Annotated in this window: 19 protein-coding genes and 1 pseudogene; 8 read left to right on the top strand and 12 right to left on the bottom strand. The window is 68.1% G+C overall.

Features of this window, described 5'->3' with window-relative positions:
* Window positions 1-473: 473 nt before the first annotated feature.
* Entirely contained in the window at window positions 474-1,709 is a 1,236-nt protein-coding gene (locus K7G60_RS32650; RefSeq protein WP_225804583.1) for a tachylectin-related carbohydrate-binding protein, read from the bottom strand.
* 923 nt (window positions 1,710-2,632) lie between these two features.
* Between K7G60_RS32650 and K7G60_RS32655 the strand changes: the two are divergent.
* Window positions 2,633-3,854: pseudogene (locus tag K7G60_RS32655) on the top strand (PP2C family protein-serine/threonine phosphatase).
* A gap of 599 nt (window positions 3,855-4,453) precedes the next feature.
* Here K7G60_RS32655 and K7G60_RS32660 read toward each other — a convergent pair.
* Window positions 4,454-4,876, bottom strand: coding sequence for an ATP-binding protein (locus K7G60_RS32660; RefSeq protein WP_225804584.1), 423 nt, complete (start codon window positions 4,874-4,876; stop codon window positions 4,454-4,456).
* 373 nt (window positions 4,877-5,249) lie between these two features.
* Here K7G60_RS32660 and K7G60_RS32665 point away from each other — a divergent pair, with 373 nt between their 5' ends.
* The gene (locus K7G60_RS32665; protein WP_225804585.1) at window positions 5,250-5,543 is read left to right on the top strand and encodes a hypothetical protein; all 294 of its coding nucleotides are present in this window, start codon (window positions 5,250-5,252) and stop codon (window positions 5,541-5,543) included.
* Between the two features lie 192 nt (window positions 5,544-5,735).
* On the opposite strand, the gene K7G60_RS32670 is transcribed toward K7G60_RS32665, so the two are convergent.
* The 4 genes from K7G60_RS32670 to K7G60_RS32685 all read right to left on the bottom strand — a co-directional run bounded on the left by K7G60_RS32670 (window position 5,736) and on the right by K7G60_RS32685 (window position 11,750).
* A complete protein-coding gene (locus K7G60_RS32670) occupies window positions 5,736-7,037 on the bottom strand; it encodes a pentapeptide repeat-containing protein (protein WP_225804586.1) in 1,302 nt (433 codons plus the stop codon).
* Window positions 7,038-7,114: 77 nt separating this feature from the next.
* Window positions 7,115-7,975 (bottom strand): serine/threonine-protein kinase, encoded by an 861-nt coding sequence (locus K7G60_RS32675; protein ID WP_225804587.1) that lies wholly within the window; start codon window positions 7,973-7,975, stop codon window positions 7,115-7,117.
* A 1,714-nt stretch (window positions 7,976-9,689) separates the two neighbouring features.
* On the bottom strand, window positions 9,690-10,760 hold the full coding sequence (locus K7G60_RS32680; protein ID WP_225804588.1) for a hypothetical protein: 1,071 nt from the start codon (window positions 10,758-10,760) through the stop codon (window positions 9,690-9,692).
* A gap of 3 nt (window positions 10,761-10,763) precedes the next feature.
* Window positions 10,764-11,750 carry a serine/threonine-protein kinase gene (locus K7G60_RS32685; protein ID WP_225804589.1) on the bottom strand — a complete coding sequence of 329 codons (987 nt, stop codon included), beginning with the start codon at window positions 11,748-11,750 and terminating at the stop codon, window positions 10,764-10,766.
* Between the two features lie 1,104 nt (window positions 11,751-12,854).
* Between K7G60_RS32685 and K7G60_RS32690 the strand changes: the two genes are divergently transcribed.
* The 5 genes from K7G60_RS32690 to K7G60_RS32715 all read left to right on the top strand — a co-directional run bounded on the left by K7G60_RS32690 (window position 12,855) and on the right by K7G60_RS32715 (window position 15,738).
* Window positions 12,855-13,124, top strand: a complete 270-nt coding sequence (locus K7G60_RS32690; RefSeq protein ID WP_225804590.1) for a hypothetical protein — start codon at window positions 12,855-12,857, stop codon at window positions 13,122-13,124.
* 14 nt (window positions 13,125-13,138) lie between these two features.
* Window positions 13,139-13,477, top strand: coding sequence for a hypothetical protein (locus tag K7G60_RS32695; RefSeq protein WP_225804591.1), 339 nt, complete (start codon window positions 13,139-13,141; stop codon window positions 13,475-13,477).
* Between the two features lie 558 nt (window positions 13,478-14,035).
* Complete coding sequence (locus tag K7G60_RS32700; protein ID WP_225804592.1) at window positions 14,036-14,215, top strand: helix-turn-helix domain-containing protein; 180 nt, start codon at window positions 14,036-14,038, stop codon at window positions 14,213-14,215.
* A gap of 272 nt (window positions 14,216-14,487) precedes the next feature.
* A complete protein-coding gene (locus tag K7G60_RS32710) occupies window positions 14,488-15,084 on the top strand; it encodes an HD domain-containing protein (RefSeq protein ID WP_225804605.1) in 597 nt (198 codons plus the stop codon).
* A gap of 60 nt (window positions 15,085-15,144) precedes the next feature.
* Window positions 15,145-15,738: a transposase gene (locus K7G60_RS32715; protein WP_225804593.1), complete on the top strand. Its 594-nt coding sequence runs from the start codon at window positions 15,145-15,147 to the stop codon at window positions 15,736-15,738.
* A 679-nt stretch (window positions 15,739-16,417) separates the two neighbouring features.
* Here K7G60_RS32715 and K7G60_RS32720 read toward each other — a convergent pair.
* The 3 genes from K7G60_RS32720 to K7G60_RS32730 all read right to left on the bottom strand — a co-directional run bounded on the left by K7G60_RS32720 (window position 16,418) and on the right by K7G60_RS32730 (window position 18,915).
* Window positions 16,418-17,458: an IclR family transcriptional regulator C-terminal domain-containing protein gene (locus K7G60_RS32720; protein ID WP_225804594.1), complete on the bottom strand. Its 1,041-nt coding sequence runs from the start codon at window positions 17,456-17,458 to the stop codon at window positions 16,418-16,420.
* A gap of 579 nt (window positions 17,459-18,037) precedes the next feature.
* Window positions 18,038-18,631 carry an RNA polymerase sigma factor gene (locus tag K7G60_RS32725; protein WP_225804595.1) on the bottom strand — a complete coding sequence of 198 codons (594 nt, stop codon included), beginning with the start codon at window positions 18,629-18,631 and terminating at the stop codon, window positions 18,038-18,040.
* On the bottom strand, window positions 18,625-18,915 hold the full coding sequence (locus tag K7G60_RS32730) for a hypothetical protein (RefSeq protein WP_225804596.1): 291 nt from the start codon (window positions 18,913-18,915) through the stop codon (window positions 18,625-18,627). The genes K7G60_RS32725 and K7G60_RS32730 overlap by 7 nt, the downstream gene beginning before the upstream one ends.
* A 333-nt stretch (window positions 18,916-19,248) precedes the next feature.
* On the opposite strand from K7G60_RS32730, the gene K7G60_RS32735 reads away from it, so the two are divergent.
* A complete protein-coding gene (locus K7G60_RS32735) occupies window positions 19,249-20,238 on the top strand; it encodes an ornithine cyclodeaminase family protein (protein ID WP_225804597.1) in 990 nt (329 codons plus the stop codon).
* 73 nt (window positions 20,239-20,311) lie between these two features.
* On the opposite strand, the gene K7G60_RS32740 is transcribed toward K7G60_RS32735, so the two are convergent.
* The 3 genes from K7G60_RS32740 to K7G60_RS32750 all read right to left on the bottom strand — a co-directional run bounded on the left by K7G60_RS32740 (window position 20,312) and on the right by K7G60_RS32750 (window position 22,173).
* Window positions 20,312-20,626 carry a hypothetical protein gene (locus tag K7G60_RS32740; protein ID WP_225804598.1) on the bottom strand — a complete coding sequence of 105 codons (315 nt, stop codon included), beginning with the start codon at window positions 20,624-20,626 and terminating at the stop codon, window positions 20,312-20,314.
* A gap of 53 nt (window positions 20,627-20,679) precedes the next feature.
* Entirely contained in the window at window positions 20,680-20,832 is a 153-nt protein-coding gene (locus tag K7G60_RS32745) for a hypothetical protein (protein WP_225804599.1), read from the bottom strand.
* Between the two features lie 864 nt (window positions 20,833-21,696).
* Window positions 21,697-22,173, bottom strand: a complete 477-nt coding sequence (locus K7G60_RS32750; protein WP_225804600.1) for a transposase — start codon at window positions 22,171-22,173, stop codon at window positions 21,697-21,699.
* Between the last annotated feature and the right edge of the window lie 128 nt (window positions 22,174-22,301).

Consider the following 22,301-nt stretch of genomic DNA (forward strand, 5'->3'; position numbering starts at 1 on the left):
ACAGGGCCTGGCGGAAGCAGCCGAGCTTCCGCCACCGCGAGCGGCGTTCACGCCTTCGTGCGTAGATGAGCCAGGAAACGTGCTCGACCAGCTCATGCGGGACGTCGACCGTGGCACGACACGGGAGAGGCTCCTCGGACGATGCGTGGTGCGTAGAGAACACCACCGCAACGACCAGGAGCCTCGCCTCGTTACACACCCCCGCTGACCTGCCATTTCACCCCACAGAGACAGGATGAAAACGGCTCACTTACGACTCGGTCGGGGGGCCGGCGGACACGCAGGCGGATCCGAAGACGGGAACTGAGCCGGCGGACGCAGGTAAGGCCGACCCTCGGGGCCTACGTCCGCCAAGAACCCACCGCGCCGGTCATGACAGTGGCGCCGGAGCGGCGAGCAAGGCGCTTGCCGTGACCAGGACCGTTCAAGTGGTGCGGCCTGTGGATCGCTCTCGGGGATTTCTGCCGGATGGCTCAGAGGACGAGGTCGTAGATGTTCCAGCCCCAACCGATCTTGGTGCGGGTCGCCGGGACGTGACCGAATCCGGACGGCTTGCCCTGGTAGGCGTACAGGTCGCCTCCGGGGGTGCGGGCCAGCAGGTCGAGGTGGTTCCAGCGACCGAGGTCCTCGGTGCCGGCGAGCGTGTTGTAGACGTTCCAGCCGCCGCCGACCTTCACCCGTGCGTCGAACGGTCCGCTCGACGGGTGCTCGGCGGAGCTGTGGGTGTACTTCCACAGGACGCCAGCCGTGTCACGGGCGACCATGCCGTCGGCGTATCCGGTGATCTTCGTGTAGGCGTTCCAGCCGCCGCCGACGCGCTGGCGCGGCAGGAGAGTGCCGTCGAAGCCACTGACGTATTGCCACAGGACGCCGTCCTTGTCGCGGGCGACCAGGACGTCGCCGTAGCCGTAGCTGTCGCGGGTGATCTGCGTGTAGATGTTCCAGCCGCCGCCGACGCGGACACGGGGTTTGAAGGGAGCGTCCGGATTGCCGGAGCCCTGGTAGTACCAAAGGACGCCGTCCTTGTCCCGGGCGACCAGGCTGCCCCAGCCTGCCGCGGTGATGTTGCGGAGCGGCGCGATCGCGGTGTACACACCCCAGCCGCCGCCGACGCGCTTGCGCGCCGTCAGCTTGCCGTCGGCCGTTCCGGTCGCCTCGTACCGCCACAGGACGCCGTCCTTGTCGCGGGCGTGGACGGCACCGCGCAGGCCCGCCTCGGGGGTGCCGAGGACGGCTTCGACGCCGACAGTGCCCTTCGAGACCACCTTCCCCTCGGCGTCCTTCAGCGTCACCGACAGATCGAACGAACCGAACCAACTGTCCCGGGAGGAGAGGTCGAACGTCACGGCGTAGTCCAGGGTGGCCTTGGCCTCGACGGCAGGAAGGTCGACGGCCATCGGCTCACTCTCGTAGCCAATGTTCGTGCGCCACGAGAGGGGCACCGGGGCGGCCCCGTCCACCGACGCGGTCGTGTCCATCCTCGCCGCGACACGATCCGGGGTGGTGCCGGCGCCGGGCCATTGGGAGATCGGCTTGACGAATCCGAGCGTCGCCGTCACCGGACCGGTCACCCCGGCCGGCACGTTGGCGCGGAACCGGACGGTCCCCGGGCCCTCCTCGCCGGCCCACACCTTCGTCCGGCCCCCGTCCTGGACCACCGTGCCGGGCTCCACAGCGGCTTCCGCCAGGTGCACCGCCGATACGGCCACGGCCGCCGCTCCTCCGAACGCCACCGGTGCGATACCAGCGACAAGAGCCGTCGCCAGAATCAGGCCTGTACGCGCACTCATCACGGACTCCTCATGTTTTCAAGCTCACTGACGTCAGGAAGCAGCCTCCCGCCACTCCTCGGACGCCTCTATGACATCCCAGGCGCCCTCCGGGTTGTACGCGTCGCTCTCACTGAACCTCTTTCGTCCTGTGCTAGAGGATGAAACGGGCTGGTCAGTGGGTGTGGTGACGAGGCAGGGCCCCTCGTCGTCGGCGGGGTGATTCCGCTCAACACGCCGGCGACCGAAGGGGCCCTGCTCTGTCACGCCCCCGCCCACCCAGGCCATTTCACCCATCCGGCGAAGGATGAAAGAGGTCCGGTCACTCGTGGGACCATGCCCGCGCGAGCGGGGAGCGGATGCGGAGCACCGAGTCCACGATGTGCGGGTGGGGACCATCCCCGCGGGTGCGGGGAGCAGCTGGGAGGTCGGGGACATCGCTGCGCCTGCCAGGAGCAGTCGTCACTCTGGTCAGGAGGTGCCTGGCGGCCTCGGCCGCCACGAAGCCGGGCGACCGTCAGCATCGCGGGATAGTCCAGGTCCACCGCATGGATGACGTCGAGCTGTCCGAGGTGCTCCGCCAGCCCGGGATGCTCGCGGTCGGCGGGAAATCCCTCGGATTTTTTGGGCGTCGGCGGGCGGCAAGCCGCCGTCGCGCGGTGCGCGGACTGTACTGATCCTTGGGACGACGTTCAGCAGGTTGTGCGCACCTCGGGAGGACGGCCGGGATGAGGCGCGGGTGCCAGCGCGGCTCTTCGCTGTCGCCCAGGGCTTGGCCGTTCCCCCACGCCGGTCCCGCGTCGGCTCCGGACGAACTCCCATCGTGAAGGTCACGCACGGTCCCGGAATCAGGACAGGTAGTGATGGCAACGGGAATCGACTATGCAGCGGTGTTCCGGGAGCTTCCGGGCATGGTGGCCCTGCTGACCCCGGATCTGGCGTACGTGGATGTGAATGACGAGTTCGTGCGCCAGTCCGGCCGCACACGGGAGCAGTTGGTCGGCCGGTACCTGTTCGACGTGTTCCCGGACAACCCTGACGATCCCGCCGCCACTGGTGCGCGGAATCTGGAGGCGTCGCTGAGGCGGGTGCTGGCCACCGGGGAGCGGGACACGATGGCGCTGCAGCGTTACGACGTGGAGTCGCAGGAGCGGCCTGGGGAGTGGGAGGAGCGGTACTGGAGCCCGGTCAATGCTTCCATCGTCGGCCCCGACGGCCGGGTGGAGCTGCTGGTGCACCGGGTGGAGGAGGTCACTGAGCTGATCAAGGCTCGTGGCGGGCCGGAGGGCAGCCGTGCGCGTGTCCTGGAGGCGGAGCTGTACACCCGTGCCCGGGAGCTGCAGGAAGTCAACGAGCGGCTGCGCGAGGCGCATGCCCGTGAACGCAAGGTCGCTCTCGCCCTGCAGAAAGCGATGCTGCCCGTCCCCGGGCTGGTGGGTCATCATCGTGCCGCGGTGCGCTACCGGCCCGCGGTCGGCTCGCTGAACGTGTGCGGCGACTGGTACGACCTCGTCGATCTGCCCGGCGACCGCATCGGTGTCGCCGTCGGCGACGTCGTCGGCCACGGCCTGCCTGCCGCCGGCGTCATGGGGCTGCTGCGCAGCGCCCTGTCCGCCGCGTCCCGCGTCGCCGATGGCCCGGCCCAGGCGCTCGAGGTCCTCGGTCTGTACGCCCGATCGGTCAAAGGTGCCGAGAACACCACCGCCGTCGAGGTCTGTGTCGACTGGGACACGCACGCCCTGACCTACAGCAGCGCCGGCCACCCTCCACCAGCCGTGCTGCATGTGGACGGCACCGTCGAGTTCCTCGACCAGGCCACCGATCCCCCGCTCGGCGCCCGCCCCGACCCCGTCGCCCGACCCCAGGCAACCACGGAATTCTCCGAGGGCGACACGCTCGTCCTGTACACCGACGGCCTGATCGAACGCCGCCGCGAGGACATCGACGCGGGCCTCGCCCGCCTTGCCGACGCCCTCACCCGCCACCGGGCGGCCGATCCAGCGCCTCGCCGACACCCTCCTGTACGAGCTGCTCCCCGCAGGAGGCGCCACCGACGACACCGCCCTCGTCATCGTCCGACTGTGACCCACCGCTGCCATGGCCGCCGAGACCCGTGGGCGTGTCGACCTCGGGGGCGGGTTGACGTGGGCCGTGTCCTTCCAGTACCGGAGCACATTAATGACGGTGACGCGTGCGCGGGTTGGACCAACCCCACGGGACTCGTGCCGCCGACGGCCCCCGGTACCCAGCCCGGCGCCGGGGGCCCGCAAAACCCTCGCCAACCCCGCCACTGCTCCCTGCTGTGGCTGCGTCGTGGCGCGAACCCGGCCATGGCCAGTCGGTCCGGCTGGCACCTTGGAGGGCGGCGCAGTCGTTGTGCCCCATCGCGCGGTCAGCGGCCAGGCCATGGAGAGGAATGGGCGAGGATGGTCCATTCCTGATCAGCCTGGCCGGGGACAAGTCGGCCGGCCGTCTGCCACTGCCGCACGAGTTCGGTGAAGATCGGCTCCAAGTCTGGGCGGGGAACCGTTTCGCTTCCGGTTCGCTGCGCGCCGATGGGAGCAAGCCGCATCGTCGTGGTCATGCAGGTCTCAACGCGCTCACAGCCGTTCGGGTCACCCAACTCGGATCCGCGTCGGCAGGGAATCGGGCCTCCCTGGAGGACCGGTCCTGGGTTGTGGTGATCAGCTGCCCAGGGTCTGCGCCCCCGCGGGGATGAGGGCGCGGACGGTCTTCCCACCAGTGGGGTGCAAGGTGGCGGTCACGCTGCTGGCCAGACTGTGGACGACGGTCCAGCCGAACCCACCGCCGCCTGCGAAGTCGGGCTCGCGCCGCGCGGACAACTGAGAGCTGCGGTCGCTCACCGCGATCTCGATCGCCTCGAAGCCTGCGGTCAAAGTGAGGGCGATCGTCCCTCCCGCATGGCGTACCGCGTTGGTCACGAGTTCACAGACGGCGAGGACGACAGCCGCGGCGGCCTCACGGCCGGGCTGCGGTCTCAGGCCGGCCAGGAAGCCTCGGGTCACATCACGGGCTTGGGAAGGCGAGGACGGTCCCTCGAGCTCGGCTGTCCGCGTCCCGGCAAGGGCGCTGGGGGCGTCGGCCACCGTCACACCTCCGCTTCACCGTACGTGCGGGCTTTTCATCCAGCACGTCTGCCCTTCCCACACCAGCGCATTCCTCGCCCGTGTGCATGAGCACGCGGAGGGTGCCGGGAGAAGCCCCGGCACCCTTGACCGACGGTATGGCGTGGGGAGAGTCAGCTCACCTGAGCCGGCGGGCCGACCACCCGAGGCCGGGCGAAGGCAGGCGGCTGGGGCCGTGCGCGCCGGCCGGTGGATCACCCACAAGGGGTCTCCGGCTGGCAGGAGCAATCCGCCGCCCGGCCGACCCCGGACCCGGACCCGGCACTCGCGCAACGCTCCGAGCCGTCGTGAGCCGTTCTCGTGACCACGGGAGCACATGTCTCGTTGCCTCGGTATGACCAAGATCTTCAGCCGAGCGCTCAGTGCCGCCGCAGTTGCCGCAATCGCCTCGCTCGCAGCAGCCAGCCCTGCCCTGGCCGACCCCACCCCTGACGGCCTCATTGGGCATCAACTTGGGGTGCTTGACCTTGCCAGTCAGAACAGTGCCATGAACAACGGGAACACCGGAGAGGCTGTCAGCCACTCACAGAACACTCAGAACTCCGCACAGCAGGACGTCACCGATGCCCAGGCCATCGATGTCCTCAAGAACGTGGACGTGCTGGAGAAGCCGCTCATCCTGGACTGAGGCCGAGGGCGCGGCCACCAGCTCATCAAGCGGTCGTGGTTAGGGTCGGACGCCGCACGAAAGCGGCCAGGGCGCGGCGCTGTTCGTCCTCGAAATCCCAGGCGGCGCAGGCGAACGGCCGCCTGCACGCAGGTTCATCAGCTCGGATGGGCCGGTTCCGACAGCACTCGCTCGTGAGAGTCGGTCTGGACTTCAGCCCATCCCGTCCTCGGGCGGCCGCAAACGACCCCATCGAACATTGGTACCGCTCAACTGTGCGTCGGCGAAGGTGACCTGGCCTCCGTTCACCTGGGCACGGACGAAGGAGACCATGCCGCCACTGAACCTGGCGTGGCCGAGCGAAACGGCGCCTCCATTAAATCGCCCGTGGTGGAAGGTGACCGTGCTGTCGGTGAACTGCCCGTAATCGAAGGTGACGTTTCCACCATCGAATCGCGCCGCGTAGAAGGTCACCGTGCCGCCCGTAAACTCCGCGTCATCGATGGCGAGGGCACCGCCGGTGAAGTGTGCGTGGTCGAAGCTCAACGTACCTCCAGTGAACCGGGCACGGCGGAAGGCAAGCGAACCATTGTCGAGTTGTGTCCGATTGAACGTGACCGTAGTGTTTCCGAACTGCGCGTAGTCGAAGCCGACCGTGCCGCCCACGAACCGTGCCTCGTCCAACGTAAGCGTCCCGCCGCTGAGGCTCGCATGGTGAAACGTGATGGTGCCGGGACCGAGCAGCGCACCGCGGAAGGAAACTGCGCTGTCGCTGAACCGTGCCTCGTCGAAGCTGACCGTAGCGCCCTGGAGTTGCACGTCGTTGAACGTGACCGCGCCGGCGCCGAATCTTGCGCCGCGGAAGGTGACTGCCCCGTCGAGGAACCCGGCTCCGTCGAAACTGAGCAGGTCACCGACGAAGTCTGCATCCGCAAAGGAGACACTGCCGCGAAACCGGCAGCCGGAGAAGTCGCCGCCGTCGAAGGTCGCGCGGGTGAAATCAAGAGCGCAGGTCGACCAGGAAGACTCCTCCCGTGGCTCCCGGAGGTGATCGCGGATGACCTGGATGATCGTCTGCCGTACCTCTCTTTCTCCCTTCCTGTACTGATCGGCCTCCGGCTGCCATTCGTAGGGCATGCGCAGATAGGCGCACAGAACGTCCACGCAGACCTGACGTTGCTCCACCCAGTCGTCGGCCAGCCGGGCCATCGCGTATACGCCAGCGAGGCGTACGGCCGGTCCTTCATGGCCGAGCTGGCCGGCTGCCGTGCTGTAGCGCTCGGCGAACTGGGTCGCGTCCGCCCGATGGGCGTCTCCTTCGGCGATGCGCTGCTTGCGATAGGCGTACACACCCGCAAGCACCGCGCCGAAGACCGTCAGGATGGCGATGCTGAGCCTGATGCCGTCGGGAACGCCCAGGGCCTCCGTGGGTTCCGTCAGCCGACGGACGAGCCAGTACGCCACAACGCCGGCGACGCAGACCGAGACCACAGCGAGTCCGGCCACGATCCACACGGGCCATAGGTCCGGCGCGTACCGACCGCTCGTGTGCCGCCACCGGCGCGGCCACCAGCGCCTCCGGGACATCGTTTCTAGCTCGGCCGAGCGCCCGCGGCGGCAGTCAGCTCCGCCACGAACTCCCGGCATGAGCCGTAACGATGCTCAGGATCCTTGGCCAGCGCCTTGACCATCACCCGGTCGACGGCCGGCGCGAGCCCCGGCCGTCTCTCGGAGAGATCCGGTGGATTTTCGTACTGGTGCGCCCACAGCACCGCCCAGTCAGTGTCCCTCTGGAATACGGGCCCACCCGCAAGGGCCTCGTACACGACGCAGGCGAGGCTGTACAGATCGCCCCGACCGTCTACGGGGCGGTCGGAGATCTGCTCGGGGTTCACGTAATCCAAGGTGCCCACAAATTCACCCACCGAGGTGGCGGACGCGTCCAGTGACGATTTCGCCATTCCGAAATCCATGAGATACGCATAGGGATCGTCACCGACACCGCTCGTGGCCACGAGGATGTTGCCGGGCTTCACATCCCCGTGTACGAGGTGGTGCTCGTGCGCGGCATCGAGCGCCGATGCCACCTGCGCGGCGATGCGCATCACACCCGTCACCGGCAGTAGACCGTCCCGGTCCAGGACAGTCCCCAAGTCCGGTCCGGAAACGTAGCGCATGGCGATGTACAGGACGCCGTTGGACTCTCCCGATGCGAAGATCGGCACAATGTGCGGATGCTCGATCGCAGCGGCCATGCGCGACTCATGGATGAAGCGTCGACGGAAGGTGTCTTCGTCCGTCAATTCGGGTGCGAGCACTTTCAGGGCCACGATACGGCCCGGCCGCAGATCCTTCGCGAGGTAGACGACGCCCATGCCCCCGCGGCCGATCTCACGCTCCACCTGGTAGCCCGCGATCCGCGAACCGATCTGAATGGGTTGATTTCGGGCCACCTGTCGAAATTAGCATTCGGATGCCTCGGACCGATGGATATCGGTGAGACCGCTGTGGCGCGATGTCAGGCGTGGATCGACCGCTACGGCCGCCGACCGATGGCGTGCCCGTAGAGATCCGGTCTGCGCGTGCCCCGAGCCGGCGGTCAGCTGACCGGGTTCGAGTTCCGATACACGACCTAACCCGTGGTATCTGTCTGGGGGAACCATCCCCACGGGTGCGGGGAGCAGCCTCTGTGACCTGCAGTTCTACCGTACATACGGCTTCAGCTGAACCAGTTTCTCCGAAACCGGCAAACCGCCCAAAGTCACCCCTCTCTCGGTCTGTCCGCTTCACGAGCAGAGCAGGCACGTCTCTGCCTTCCCCACGGAAGTCCTCACCCGGTCGTCGCTTGCATGTGGTCAGCGATCTCGTGGCATAAGACGCCCCTACGCACAGAAGTGCGGCTCAGCTCGCGCAGAGCTGCGCCTGGGCGCGGCGGGCGTCGTCGAGGATCTGCCGCCAGGAGACGCCATCAGGCCCGTGGCGCAGCAGCGCGCGGCGTTCGCGTTCGGTCATGCGGCCCCACACCCAGACTCCATCCGGTGATCCCATGTCTCTGCCGGGCATTCGGTGCGCACCGAGCACCCGATGCGCACCGTCTTCATGCGGCTGTGCTGCGGGCTGCCTGGACGAACAGCTCCTCCGGGGCGGCGGCCGGCGTCATGCCCGCGCCCAGGGTCCGGCCTCAGGCCGTAGCCGCCCGCACTTGCCGTACGTCTCATGCATCCCTGCCCGCGGGAAGGGGAGGGCCGCGGGCAGGGCATGCACGGTCGTCGCCGCCGCCCGCGACTCGGGGGGATGTCCGCAGACGGCGGCGCTGCCGCCCTCCTGCCCGCAAAGTCACACCTCACACCGGGCTTTCTCGAGAGCGGCGCGGGGTGTGTGAGGGCAGGCATCGAGGGCACACGGAGGTGAAGCGGAGGGGACCCGCTCACCCGCCGCCGGGCCCTGGGCCTCCCCCGCCCACAGAGCCCGGCATGGGGAACACCGGCCCGCGCCGATGGTGGTTGCGTGCGGGCCTATGAGGAACCCCGGCCCCCTACGGCCGGGGCTCCTCCGCACCCGCCACAACACACCCGTGCCTGCGTGTGGTCAGCGGGCAAGGCGGTCTGGTCGGCGTTTCCCAGGCTGGTTTCGCTCATGAAGACGGGCTCTGGCACAACTTCTGTGGTGTCGAGTCAAAGCTCGGTGCCCGAGGCCGGAGCACGCCGGGGACCGGCAGGTCAGGGGCTTGTCACGAGGCGGACAGAAGCCCGGTTGGCGTAGCTCCACAAAATTTGTGCCAGAACCAGTTCCGGTTCTGGCACAACTTTCGTGAAGTCGAACCGACCCCCGGTGTCCGAGGCCGACGGCCGTGGTGAACCGGCAGGTCAGCGGCTCGTTCAGAGGCGGCCGCGAGCCCGGTCTGCGCGGTTTCACGGAAGCTGTGGCAGAGCCCCTCTTCGTGAATAGGGCCACCTGCTCGATGGATCTTTCCACCCGCACGAAGCCTGACCCGGGATGGGACGACACAAGGGGGTGGCCGCCTGATCGACGGACGACTCCAGGTGGTTCCGGCCAAGTTCCGGTTCTGGCTCGCGCTCTATGGAAGCGTGCATCGTGAGCGACGATCGCACGCCGCTCCTGCCGTCCCCAGCACAGCCAGGGGTCTGAGTGTCGTGGTGGTTCAGGCTACGTCGCGTTCTGGCTGGAGCCGCTGTCCCCCACCAGCGTCGGTGAGCTTTCAGGCGGCTTTTCTCGGAAAGCATCCAGGCCTGCGGCACGTTCGTGATGCGGCAATCGCGACATCTTGGAGACCAACGCCCACATCTCGCGTTCGCCGGCCAGCTCGCCCGGCAGGAGAAGGCCGAGCGATTCGGCGAGCGGTTTGCGTCCCGTGTTCACGAGTGCTCTTACAGCCGCGGACCATTCGTCGGTTGCCGACACGGCCGCGCGGTACCACACCGGAATCAGCAAGCCCGGCACGGCGATGGCCGTGATCAGCAGCGGGATATCGGGGTCAGCCGTGGCCAAGGCTGCTGCCGCGCAGAGGACAACGGCGCAGTGACCGTAGAGCAGCGCCACGAAGAAGTCGACGTTCGCGCGGGCGAGATCGACCTGTCGGCGGACCTGCTCCGGCGCGTTCCCGGTCAGTTCGTTCCACATCACCTGGGTGTCGAGGCGGAACCGGTCGTAGCCGTACTCCTCGAGGCGCCGGATGGCATTGCCCAGCTTCGTGGGTGCCACCTGCGCGTCGTCGACGGGGTAGCGAGCGAGGCGCTCGCGGAGCAGCGCACGTTGCACAGCCGTACGCCGCCGGTCCTTGCGGGCGGCCCGAGCGATCCGCGGATTGGCGCGCAAGGCCGTCAACCGGGCGGCCCCATCCTGTGCCAGCTGGTCCTCCCGCTCCTGGCGCTCCAGCCTGATCAGCGCGAGGCGGTCCTGCAGATCCTGCTTCGCCCGCCGCCGGCGAGCGCACCCGTACGCGTAGAGGGCGTTCGGCCAGAGGGTGTAACCCTCCAGCACGCGGTAGAGAGGGTTCTGCAGGGCGCAGAGCGCCAGCCCGAGGAGCACCGAGACGCCCAGCACTCCGGCGGACAGATGCGTGATGCCCTCTGACCACAGCCTCACGGACCCCGAGGTGCGCCGCAGACTCGGCCAGACAGCCACAAGGAAGAGGCTCACGTTCAACGCGGTCGGCAAGAGCCATCCCACCAGCACCGTCCACGCGCCGCCGAGAGCGCTCCTGGCGATGTCACCCACGCGTCACCACTCGTCGTCATCGTCACCGAAGGGCGGTCCCGGTGGCGTACTCCCAGCTGCAGGGTCAGGCGCGGCTGGGGACGGCGGGAAGGCCCTAGGCATCTCTGGTCGCTCTACCGACGGCCTCTTTGGCAGCTCTCCGACGTCGCGGGAGGGGAAGAAGGCGGCAGTGCGCAAATGGGCCACGAATTCCTGGTCCGAGGCATAGCGATCTTTAGGAGACTTGGCCAGCGCCTTGGCCATCACAGCATCAACACCGGGCTTGAGCTCGGGACGTGCCAGGGAGAGAGCAGGTGGCAGGTCGTACTGGTGCGCCCACAGTAGCGCCATGCCCTCATCGCGCTCGAACGGCGGCCTTCCGGCAAGGGCCTCGTAGACGACGCAGGCCAGGCTGTACAGATCGCTCCGGCCGTCCACCGGCTTGCCGGAGATTTGCTCCGGTGCCATGTAGTCGAGCGTGCCGACGAACTCGCCCACCGCTGTGAAGCCCGTGATGGACAGCGACTTGTACGACATCCCGAAGTCGGTGACGTAGACGTGCTCGAGGTGGCTGCTGTCGGTGCCCTCGGCGACCAGGATGTTGCTGGGCTTGAGGTCCCGGTGCACCAGGCCGTGCGCATGGGCCGCGTCGAGCGCCGAGGCCACCTGGGCGGCGATGCGCAGAGCGGTCGGTACCGGCAGCGGGCCGTCCCGGTCCAGCAGCGTCCGCAGGTCGAGGCCGGGGACATACTGCATGGCGACGTACAAGACACCCTCGACCTCGCCCGCTTCGAAGATCGGCACGATGTTCGGGTGGTCGATCGAGGCGGCAACCCGGGATTCGTGCGCGAAGCGTCTGCGGAAGGTGTCGTCGCGGGCCAGCTCCGGCGCAAGCAGCTTCAGAGCGACCAGCCGGCCCCGTTGCAGATCCTTCGCGAGGTAGACGAGAGACCAGGGCCCACGGCTGATTTCGCGCTCCACCTGATAGCCCGCGATCCGTTCTCCGATCAATCCGCCACCACCCTTTCGTCGGAGGCCGCTTCAGGTCGCCTCTGAGGTCGTCACCGCAGCATCGAAACCCTCGCCGGGGGAAGACGGCTGGCCCAGTGAGTCACTCCTCCGTACCCGACTCCAACCAAATGGGCGCATATCTGGCTGCTGGGGCATTGGGCCGGGCGGGTAGCGCTTCGGCCAGGAGAGTTCTTTCCCAGCACGTAGCGCGCCGTGGTGGACGTCCTTGACGACTCGACACGGTTCGCTTGCTCCGTGAGCGGGATGGCCCCATCAACGGGAGGGGCCGGGGGTGAGGGAAAGCCGACTCCGGCCGGCTGCCGGGAGTGTGCACATGGCTTGACGATGCCGAGGCTCCCTCACGGCGTGCAGATCTCGCAGCCGCTCGGATATCGACACAAGGACTTCACCGCCGCCGCCCCTACATCGCCCCGGCGTCGGTTGCCGTCACCGGCTCAGTGTCAAGCCGCGCCTCAGGGTGGTGCTTGAGCTGGGCCCGGGCCTTCACGCAGCTGTCGTCCGTGGGCAGGGTCGACCAGAAGTCGTGGCCCGCGACTTCGGTGGCGAGTGTCTGGACAAGCGCGAGCAGCCGGGTGCGCTCCGCCCTCTGTTCCTCGGTCCAGCCGGGGCTTTCGGGTCGGCCGCAGATGACCTCTTTGGTGTGGGGGTGGACGCTGCCGGGCCAGCCCGGGTGAGGTTCGGCCGACCAGGGCAGCTCGCTGCACAGTGCCCTGAAGTCGCGGCGGGCGCGGTGCAGGCGGGCCTGAAGGTCGATCAGTTCGGCCAGAAAGGCGGGGAGGGTGTTTCAGCCACAGCCGAAATAATACGCACCTTCGATTAACGGTCGCGTAGGTGACACGCGGGCGCCAGCCGGTCGTACCCGAACGGCTGCACCGGTCTCTGTGCCGCTGCCGGTGATCCGCGACGACTGTGACCGTGCCCCTGCACGACGGCGGGAACACAATACAAAGCGGGGATGGGGAGCACGATTTGACCAGTCGACTCGGTCCCCGCGTCGCGAGGGGATCAACACAGTGGGCGCGGATTGGTCACTTCGCTCGACGGCGAAACGGCCGGGGGACGACGTCGGACTATGTTCGAGCAGTGAAGAACTCGGAGATCATTCTCAGGCTCACCCCGGATGAGGCGCTGGTCTTGTCGGACCGGCTGGAGCGGGTGCAGATGACGGGCCTCAGTCGGCTCGTCGACGATGCGGCGGTCTGGTCGCCCCTTCACCGCATCGCCGGAACGCTCGACAAGTCGCTACCGGAGATCTTCGCAGCGGACTACGCCGAGCGTCTGGAAGCAGCCCGCCGCAGACTTCGTCCAGCCGAGGACGACGACACCAGTGCTCACAAAGGCTCGGATACATGAAACCGCTCTTGGAAATGACCGAACGCGAGTACTTCGCCAGCGTGGGCCGGCGTCCCGGCATGTTCGTCGGCAAGACCTCCTTCCACATGCTGACCGCGTTCCTGACCGGCTATGACCAGCATGCTCTCCGGCACGGTGGACACGGACTTACCGGCCGGCACGACTGGCTCGTCGCACGCCGCGGACGCGACTGCAACCACGCCTGGCCCGGCCAAGTCCTCCACATCGCCCTCCCGCACGGCTGGGAGAACGTCTGGAACCTTCCGCCCGAGGACGAACAACACGCGATCAAGGCCCTGTTCGAACTCCTCGACGAGTTCACTGCCGAGCGCGAAGTAGCCCAGGGTGCATAGTTCTCAGATCGACTGAGACGTCAGGCCCACCGCGTCCCACTCAGGATGACCTACCGCCGGCCACGGCCTCGCCGTGATCCACCTTCGCTGGGACCGTGACAACACGGAGCGCGCCCATACCTGCCGGGCGCATGGCCGTGCCTCCCGCACGGAGGTTGCGGAAGGCGCTGCGGGGCGAAAGGCCCGGGTGGTCCCCCCGAGCTGGATCCGGGCACGGACGACCAGGTCGCGGAAGTCGCGCCGGCCAAAGCCCTTCGGCTCTTCCTTGCGGCCCCGGTACTCGCGGATCACATAGATGAGCCGGGATCGCCGGCCCGGCTCGAAGCAAGCCATGCCCGCCATCGACACTCGCCCGGAGCCCCGGCCCCGCACCCTCACGACCGGGGTCTGCACGATACGGCCCCAGGTCCTGGCATCGCCGCCACATCTCTCCGCCCTCACCGACCACCCTCGTCCTCGCCCACTGGGCCTATGACGGCACCGGCCTCACACCCGACCTCGAACGCCTCGCCGCCCTCATCCACGGCGGACCGACATGCGAACAGGGAGTGACAGCCGGTGCGTGACGACGAACTCCTCACCGCCCCCGAGGCGATGGCCCGCCTCAAGATCGGCCGCTCCGCCCTCTACGACCTCTTACGCACCCGCCGCCTGGCCTCGCCGACCATCGGCCGCGCCCACCGCATCCCCGCCCTCGCTGACTACGTTCAGCGCCACCTGGAAGAGGCGGGCCGATGACCGCTTCCAAGCGCAAGAAGGCCCGCGCCAACAGCAAAGACACCATCTACCAGCGTAAGGACGGCCGCTGGGAACCCGCCAGCTGCGTCCTCGCCGCCGACAGCAACCGCGGACTGCCCGTCGCCACCGCCGACAGCACCGTCGGCGACTACCCCACCTATTGGCTGGGCAGCGTCGCCGTCCACCTGCTTCGCGAGAACACCCACACTCATCACGCCCCCGGACCAGCGAACCACGCCTGCACACCGAACGGGATTGGCTATGCTGCCCGGATGGATATTCCTTCGGTAGACGAAATCCGCGCCATGCACATGAAGCACGCACCCCACGAGGAAGCGTTCAACCTCGTTTTCACGCATTGCGAAATCGTCTGGAAGGTAGCTGAACGAATTATTTCCCTTTCGGACTGGGGGGTCGACCCGGAACTGGTGCGCGCAGGATGCCTGCTGCACGACATCGGGGTGTACCGCTTGTACAACGCCGACGGCCGGATGGACGGGAAAAACTATGTCCGCCACGGCCTCCTGGGCCATGAAATCCTCCAAGCCGAGGGGATTCCGGAGGAACTGTGCCGGTTCTGTTCGTGTCATACCGGGGTCGGACTGACCAAAGAGGACGTCCTCGCCCAGGGCCTCCCAATACCGCCGGCCGACTACATCGCAGTCACAAAGGAAGAGCGGCTGGTGATGTACGCGGACAAATTCCACAGCAAGACCGACCCGCCGAAGTTCGTCTCCCCCGAAACCTATGTGGCCTACGTAGGGCGCTTCGGCCAGGATAAGGTCGAGGCGTTCGAAGCATTGCGCAAACAGTTCGGCGACCCCGAACTGGAGAGCCTGGCCGCCTTCTACGGCCACGCCCTGGCCTGAAGCCAACCAGACACCACGGCAGCCGGCGCGCACCTGACGGAACGCGGTGCAGGCCGCAGTTTGGGCGAGCTGATCCCTGAGCAGGCCCCGGTCACCCACGGCATGGTCCGCGCGCACATCGCCACCTTGCGCGGGACTCCGTATGCCGCTCCGCCGCGGCCGCCGACGGTGCGGCAGGTGACCGGCTGGCTCACCCGGCACCCCGCGCCCCTGCGCGAGGAGGGCCGGGCCGGCCTGAAGGGCGTCCTGGCCCGCTGCCCCGAACTGGATACGGCCGCAGGACACGTCCGCGGTTTCGGTGAAATGCTCACCGGCCGCCTCGGCGCCACGCTCCCTGCCTGGATCGACGCGGTCGATGCCAGCCAGTTACCCGGCCTCACCGGCTTCGCACCCCACCTGCTCCGAGATCTCGACGCCGTGACCGCCGGCCTCACCCTGGACTGGAGCTCCGGCAGCATCGAGGGCGCAGTCAACCACATCAAGAAGATCAAGCGGCAGCTCTACGGTCGGGCCGGACTCGAACTACCCCGCAGATGCTCCTGCTCCAGTGACCCGCTCAGTCCAAAGCCCCCTGCTGCGGGAGCAGCAGTCCGCAGTACCCACGACGAGCGAGATGGGTGCTGTCGGGCAGCGAGTCGGGTTCTGGCAGGCTGACCAGGTGAGCGGGAATGTAGAGGCGTCCGGCGACCGGTTTCGAGATCGACGCGAACGCAAGTACGGATATGACTTCCTCGACGAGGTTCTGGTGCACTGTCCTCGGTGTGATGGGTGCGCCACTGTCACGCCCCACCCCGAGGTCCCAGCAGGTGAGAAAGCTGCCGGCTACGGGAGTCTGGATCTCCATCGTCGGCTGTGGTGCACGGGGTGCGGCTTCTTCAAGGATCGCAAGGTCGACTCTGCTGTCGTGGGCAGCCCTGTCGATCCTTACTTCCAGCGACCGGTGTGGTTGCAGACGAGCTGCTGTGGACACGTCCTGTGGGCCTATAACGTGCGTCATCTCGATCTGCTGGAGGCCTACGCGGGGGCCAAGCTTCGTGAGCGCGGAGAGCTGGTTCCTCGGGCCCCGATGAGTCTGGTCGAGCGGCTTCCCACCTGGTTGAAAGTCGCGAAGAACCGGACCGGGGTTTTGCGGACGATCAGGCGCTTGCGTTCCACGCTGCCTGCTGGTGGGTGATTGAACGCGCGGCGGCCACAGCTCAGGCACGGCCGACGGGCGTCCATGCACTCAGTATGCGAGGTCCAGTCGCAACCGTTCGATGACGAGTCAGCGTACGTGATGCGATCTGGACACCCTCCGTGACCGTTCCCCAAGATCTGTGACAGAACCCCCTCTTCAGGTTCTGGCACAACTTCTGCGAAGACGAACCGATCCTTGGTGTACGAAGCAGGCGACCCTGGTGAAGCAGCAGGTCAACAGCTCGTCCAGGGCGGGCACGAGCCCGGCCGGCGTGATTTCACGGCACTTGCGCCAGACCCCCTCTTCACGAACAGAGCCACCCCTGGCGAGGCCGGCGCCCGCGGGCTCGAGCCCGGCACTGGTGTGCCGGGCTCGAGCGGTTCCAGGGCAGGGCGTGCCGGGCCATGGGGCTGCGTGCGGGCCGTCGACGTCGAGGTGCTGGAAGAGGGTTCGTTCGTCGGTGATGGTGCGGTCGGTCAGCTGGATGAACGGGTACCTGCTGAGGTGGTCCATACGCGAGACGAAGTTCTGCTGGGCCAGCAGGCTCTTGCCGACGGCGTTCGCGTGGGCTGTCACCCCGAACGGCGTCTGCTCGGTGACGGGCGGAGCGGTGTCGCTGGAGGACGACTCCTGGATGATGATCTCTCCGTCGGTGTAGGAGCTGATGTACACGGCGGCGCCGAGCTCGTCGCGCAGCTCGGCGAGCGTCCCGGTCAGCAGGGAGTTGGTGGTCAGCTTCGTCATGAGCTCGCCGGGGTAGTGGATGCCGTCTCGGGCCTCGAGGAATCTCTGCTCGCGCAGCCAGCTGAGCATCTGGACGGCGAAGCTCAGCGCTACCCCGGTGCGGCGGGCGAGGGTGCGGATGTCGATGCCGTCCGGCCGGATGAGGTGGAGCATGTCCCGCGCCCGCCGGGTGATCTGCCACTTCTCCGGTACGGCGGCCGGTGGCGACGCCGGCCGGGCGAGCTGGGTCGGTCTGGCGGGGCGCAGGGCGCCTGCCGACCACCTTGATGAGCCGCTCGGCAGGCTCAGGTGGTGTCTGCGAGGCGGCTCATGGGGATCGGGCAAGGACAGCGACAGGTCGGTGGGAACGGCATGCAGATGCGCTCTGCGGGTGGCCGGGTCGTCCTTGGGGCGTGGGGGCGGGCTCGGGATCGTGGGCAGGACGGGTGTCGAGACCAGGACCAGGTCGGACACGCCCGTTCCCGCGCTCGCCTACGCTTGCATCTCCTGCCGCTCGCCGGCGTCCTGGGGTGTGCTGGGGTATTCGTCGGCCGGGGCCGGCACTCCGGGGAGCGTCGCAGATGCTCGCGGACCTCCTCGAAGAAGATCTCGTCTTCGGGCCTCGCCGTTGCCCCTGCTGGGTTCGCGTCGTCCGGTTCCCGCAGGAGACGTCGCGCGTCGCCGTGCCCGTGCTGGGCCGCCTCGGCGATGAGGAAGTGCGCCTCCTCGACCCACTGCGGTCCCGTGCGCAGCGTGATCACGGCCAGGCGGAACAGCGCGCCGGGGTGCCCTGCGGCGGCGTCCAGCCAGTCCACCGCTGGGGCGAGCTCGCCCCGCAGCAGCGCCTTCGACCCGAGCCGGTAGAACGAGTTCGCCTTCTTCCGGGCCTCGACGCCGTGGGGGAAAGGCGGGCCAGGGGTCCGAAGTCTCCGTCGGGACGGTCCCAGAAGTCCGGCGGCCCCTGCAACTTCCTGCGGAGGGCGAGCGGCCCGCCAGGGGATTCGGGCGCAGGGCTTCCGGCGCCGTTGTCCTTGCTGAAGCGGCGCACCGCCGTCACCCATCCTTCTCTACGCGTCGTGTCTGCTTGCGATGCCCGTCACGGATGTGCTTGCCCAGCTTGATCCGCAGCTCAACGACGGCGGATGAGCGGTCCTTGTGCGGCCGGATCCTGTCTATGCCCAGCACGCTGACGATGTCAGTGTCCTCAAGGCCCTGGCTCTGCAACTGAACGATCTTGCGGCGTCGGGTGCGGGGCATCGCGTCGGTCAAGGGCACGACGAGGCGTTCCAGGAGGTCGGCGTCGTCGGGGGAAACGCGTGGCGGCGGGACCGTGGCCACGAACTCGCTGTCGTAGCGGACCGGGTCGCGCTGCAGGGCACGCAGCGGGTCCTTGGCCAGGTTCCGCGAGGCCGTCCGCAGGTATCCGGGCAGCTTCGTCACCGAGTCCAGCTCGCCGGAGGCGGCCTCGGCCCCCACCCGCTCGTACGCCTCCTGTGCGATGTCCTCGCACGCCGCCTGCGACAGCAGTGGCCGGTACTTTCTCCACAAAACCAGCGGCTCCGCCGCCATGAACATCGCGTAGCAGTCCAGCAGCCGCTGCTCCACATCGGTGAGAGAGGGCTGCACGGACATATCGCCGCTTACCACGGGCCGTTCTCCTTCACCGGTCCATGTGGCCCCAGGCCGAGACCACCTCCGGCGGGAAGAAAGACCGAGATCTCCACCTGCGCGGGAGGCAGGACGGCGATCCGGACGCCGACCGGTCCCGGGCTGGCCGCCGGGAAAGGTCCGGCGGCGACGGCTCCGGGCTCCAGCGCCGTCCCGGCACGGTACGACCGCCGGTCCCACCACACCTGAACCACGGCGGCCGCGGTCTGCACCACTGCCGCTGCCACCGCGGCGAGCTCGGACACGGCCAAGCACGACGTCATCGACTTGATCTCCATCGTCAGTATCAGGGGGCGCACCAAGCGCCTTCGCCCCACCCGACGATCCCGCTCCCCAGTTATCCCTTGGCCGACCGAACATTTCCCCAGACGATCGAAGCCGACCGGTGCTACCCGGCTACCGACCAGAACACGGCGCTGCATGACGCAGGCCGCAGGAGTGTCGGCGTACATGCTGATGTGCTCAGGTGCGTACGGATGAACGTGCTCAGGACGGAGGGCGTGTCGTAGCCGGGTGACGGGGTGCTCCGGTTGACGCTTTGGCTCTGGGGTCGCCGGCCGGATGTCCGGCCTCAGGCAGTACAGGAGGCAGCGGGGATGCTTGTTCTGGGCCGATCGCAGGTCGAGGCTCTGCTCGATGTGGACGCGCTGATCGATGCCCTGGCCCCGGCGATGGCAGACCTCAGTGCGGGCCGCGCCTCGGTACCCGACCGCGTCGCCGCCCTGGTGCCCGAACGCGATGGATTCCTGGCGGCCATGCCGGGCTACCTGCCGTCGGCCGGGGTCCTCATGACGAAGCTGGTGTCGCTCTTCCCGCACAACGACGGGGCACGGCTGCCTACCCACCAGGCACTGATCGTCGCGTTCGATCCGGACACCGGCGAGCCCGCTGCGCTGCTGGACGGCACGGCCATCACCGCAGCGCGGACCGGCGCCTGCTCCGCGCTGTCGGCGCGCCTGCTGGCCCGCGAGGACGCCACGGTACTGGCAGTCCTTGGCACCGGCGTGCAGGCCCGGTCCCACGCCCGCGCGATCTGCCGGGTCCGCCCGATCCGGCAGATCCGCGTGGCCGGCCGGGATCCGGCGAAAGCCGCTGCCCTGGCACAGGAACTCTCAGCCGTCCTGGAGGCCGAAGTCCAAGCTGTGCCCGGCTACGCCGAGGCGCTCGACGGCGCCGACATCGCCGCCGCAACCACGCACGCCGTCGAACCCGTCATCCGCCGCTCGTGGCTGACACCCGGGGTACACATCACATCCGTGGGATACAACCCGGCAGGTCGCGAGATCGACGACGCCACGGTCGTCGAGGCGCTGGTGTGCGTCGAATCGCGCCAGGCCGTACTTGCCCCACTCCCTGCGGGCAGCAACGACCTGCTCATGCCGATCCGGGACGGCCTCATCACAGCCGGACATGTGCACGCCGAACTGGGCGAACTCATCACCGGCAGCAAACCGGGACGTACTGCTCCGGACCAGATCACCCTCTACAAGTCGGTCGGCGTCGCAGTGCAGGACGCCGCGGCCACGGCCCTGGTCATTACGTCCGCCCGCGAGCAGTCAATAGGCGAGGACTTCACCCTGCGGTGATGCCGGGACCGGTCACGATCGCCCCACCGGGCGGCGACCGGGTCGGTAACGGAGCGGCACTGGCTGAGCACATTCACCCGTACGCGGCTGAGCACATAGGCGCGTACGCCGACAAGGAGCGTCTCAGCGGCCGGGGTGCCGTACGGGTCCTCCTCCGGCTCCGGAGCGGCACGAGGCCGGTGATGACGTCAGCCAGGTCCAGCGGGCCGGAGTGGTGCGCGGCGTCGACGCGCAGGGCGAGGCCCGCCGGCTCGAGGCGGAGGGTCATCTTCACGTCGACGGCGGCCAGGCGGGCGTCCAGGGCGAGAGCGGGCGGACGGTGGCGGCCGGGACAGGCGCCGGGGAAGTGGTGTGCATGCGGCCCTCCCCGGGGACGTCTGGACAGCACGAAGGCCCGGCCATGATCCGGTCCGGGCCTGGTGTTGGGGGTGTGGCGGGTGGTCAGTCGTCGGGTGTGGTGTTGACCGTACCGCAGTTCCAGCACGTCCATTCGCCGGGCAGCTCGTAGTGGGTCGTGGTCCAGAACCCCTTCGGCCTCCCTGCGATGACGTTGATCTCCCAACAGGTTCCGCAGTGGAACTCGAAGTCCTCCATCCGGTCAGGATGGCGGCGGCCGGGGCGGCACGGGGCCGGTTACTCGGGACGTGGCCGGATTCCGTGACCGGCGCGGACGATCAGGTTCTCGTCGGCCGGCTTGGACAGGGTGTTGTCGACGGAGCCGGAGGTCGGTCCGCGTCCGGTGCCGATGCCGACGGCCTGGCGGATCTCCCGGTGCGCAGCGGTCCGGCGGGGAGCAGTTCCGGCCTGGTCTGGCTGACTGGTGACGCGAGCATGGGCAAGTCTGGAGAATGGCCGGTCATGGATACGGGGGCCGCGGCCGTACTGGCTGCCACTGTTGCGAGGCTGGCGAGCGCGGTCGGGGTGACGACGAGCGCGCTGATCACCGGTCGTACGGCTGTGGTTCAGGCGGCCTAGGCATCCCGGCTGGAGCGCGAGAAGCTGGCCGCGGAGAAGGCTCGGCGCGCGTTCGAAGCCCGTCGTGAGGGCTACCCCAACTTCCACGTGGTCCTTGTGACGGCGGTCCAGAAGATCATCGCGCTTGCAGAAGGCTCCCGGACTCTTGCAGCGGCCACGCCGCCGACCGCCGACGAGACGCGGAAGGCGTTGCGAGAGGTGCGGATGAGCCTCCACAAGGACGTGCTCATGCTGGGCAACACGAACGTGGCCGACACATATCGGGGGTCAGCTTTTCCTCGAAAGCTTGCCCTGAGCCAGGTGCGAAGGTCGTCTCTGCGGGGACGTCGTCGTAGGGCGGCATGCCCCGCCGCCTGAGTTCAGCATTGAGCGCCGGTGCAACTTCACCCCATCCGTCCTCCTCGTCACCGAACCATTCCTCCGCGCCGACGCTCATCAGACAAACACCCACGTGGGGAAGCCATCGCGGGCATCTGACAGCGATCAGTGAGCCAACAGGACTCGTTTGCGGAGCAGTGCGAAGCCGGCCCGGCCGAACATATGGCGTTTGGGCGTCTTGATCCGGTTGACGTGGCCTTCGACGACGCCGGAGCTCCAGGGCAGGGTGAGTCCGGCGATGACCGCGTCGCGGTCTCGGTCGATGCCGGCCGCGAGAGTGTGGAGGCTGGGCAGGTCGTCCTGGCGGACGGCGTCGAGCCACTGTGGCAGTCGTTCGCCCGGGCGTTCGGTGAGCATGTGGGCGAAGGACCGGACGTGACCGGTCAGGGCATCGAGTTCGGGGCAGTTGGCCAGGACGGCCTTGAGCCGGAGCTGTTCGATCTGGGTCAGCGTCTCGGGTCGGCTGAAGATCCATCTCGTCACCACGCGGGGTGCCGGCGGTTGCGCGGTGACCGGCCGTGGCGAGGTGCGCTTCTGTCGCAGGTAGGCGCTGACCCGGCCGTAGCTGTCTCGACAGCCCATGGGACGGAGAGTCCGTCTTCTCCTCGGGCGGCGCCGGTTCCTCGGCTTTCGCCTCGGGATCGGGGACCAGGAAGCGAAGGCACTGGCAATGGCGGGCGACCGCCCGCTCGGCGGCTTTCCCGAGGTTG

The organism is Streptomyces sp. NK15101 (genome assembly GCF_020400725.1).
Lineage (GTDB): Bacteria > Actinomycetota > Actinomycetes > Streptomycetales > Streptomycetaceae > Streptomyces.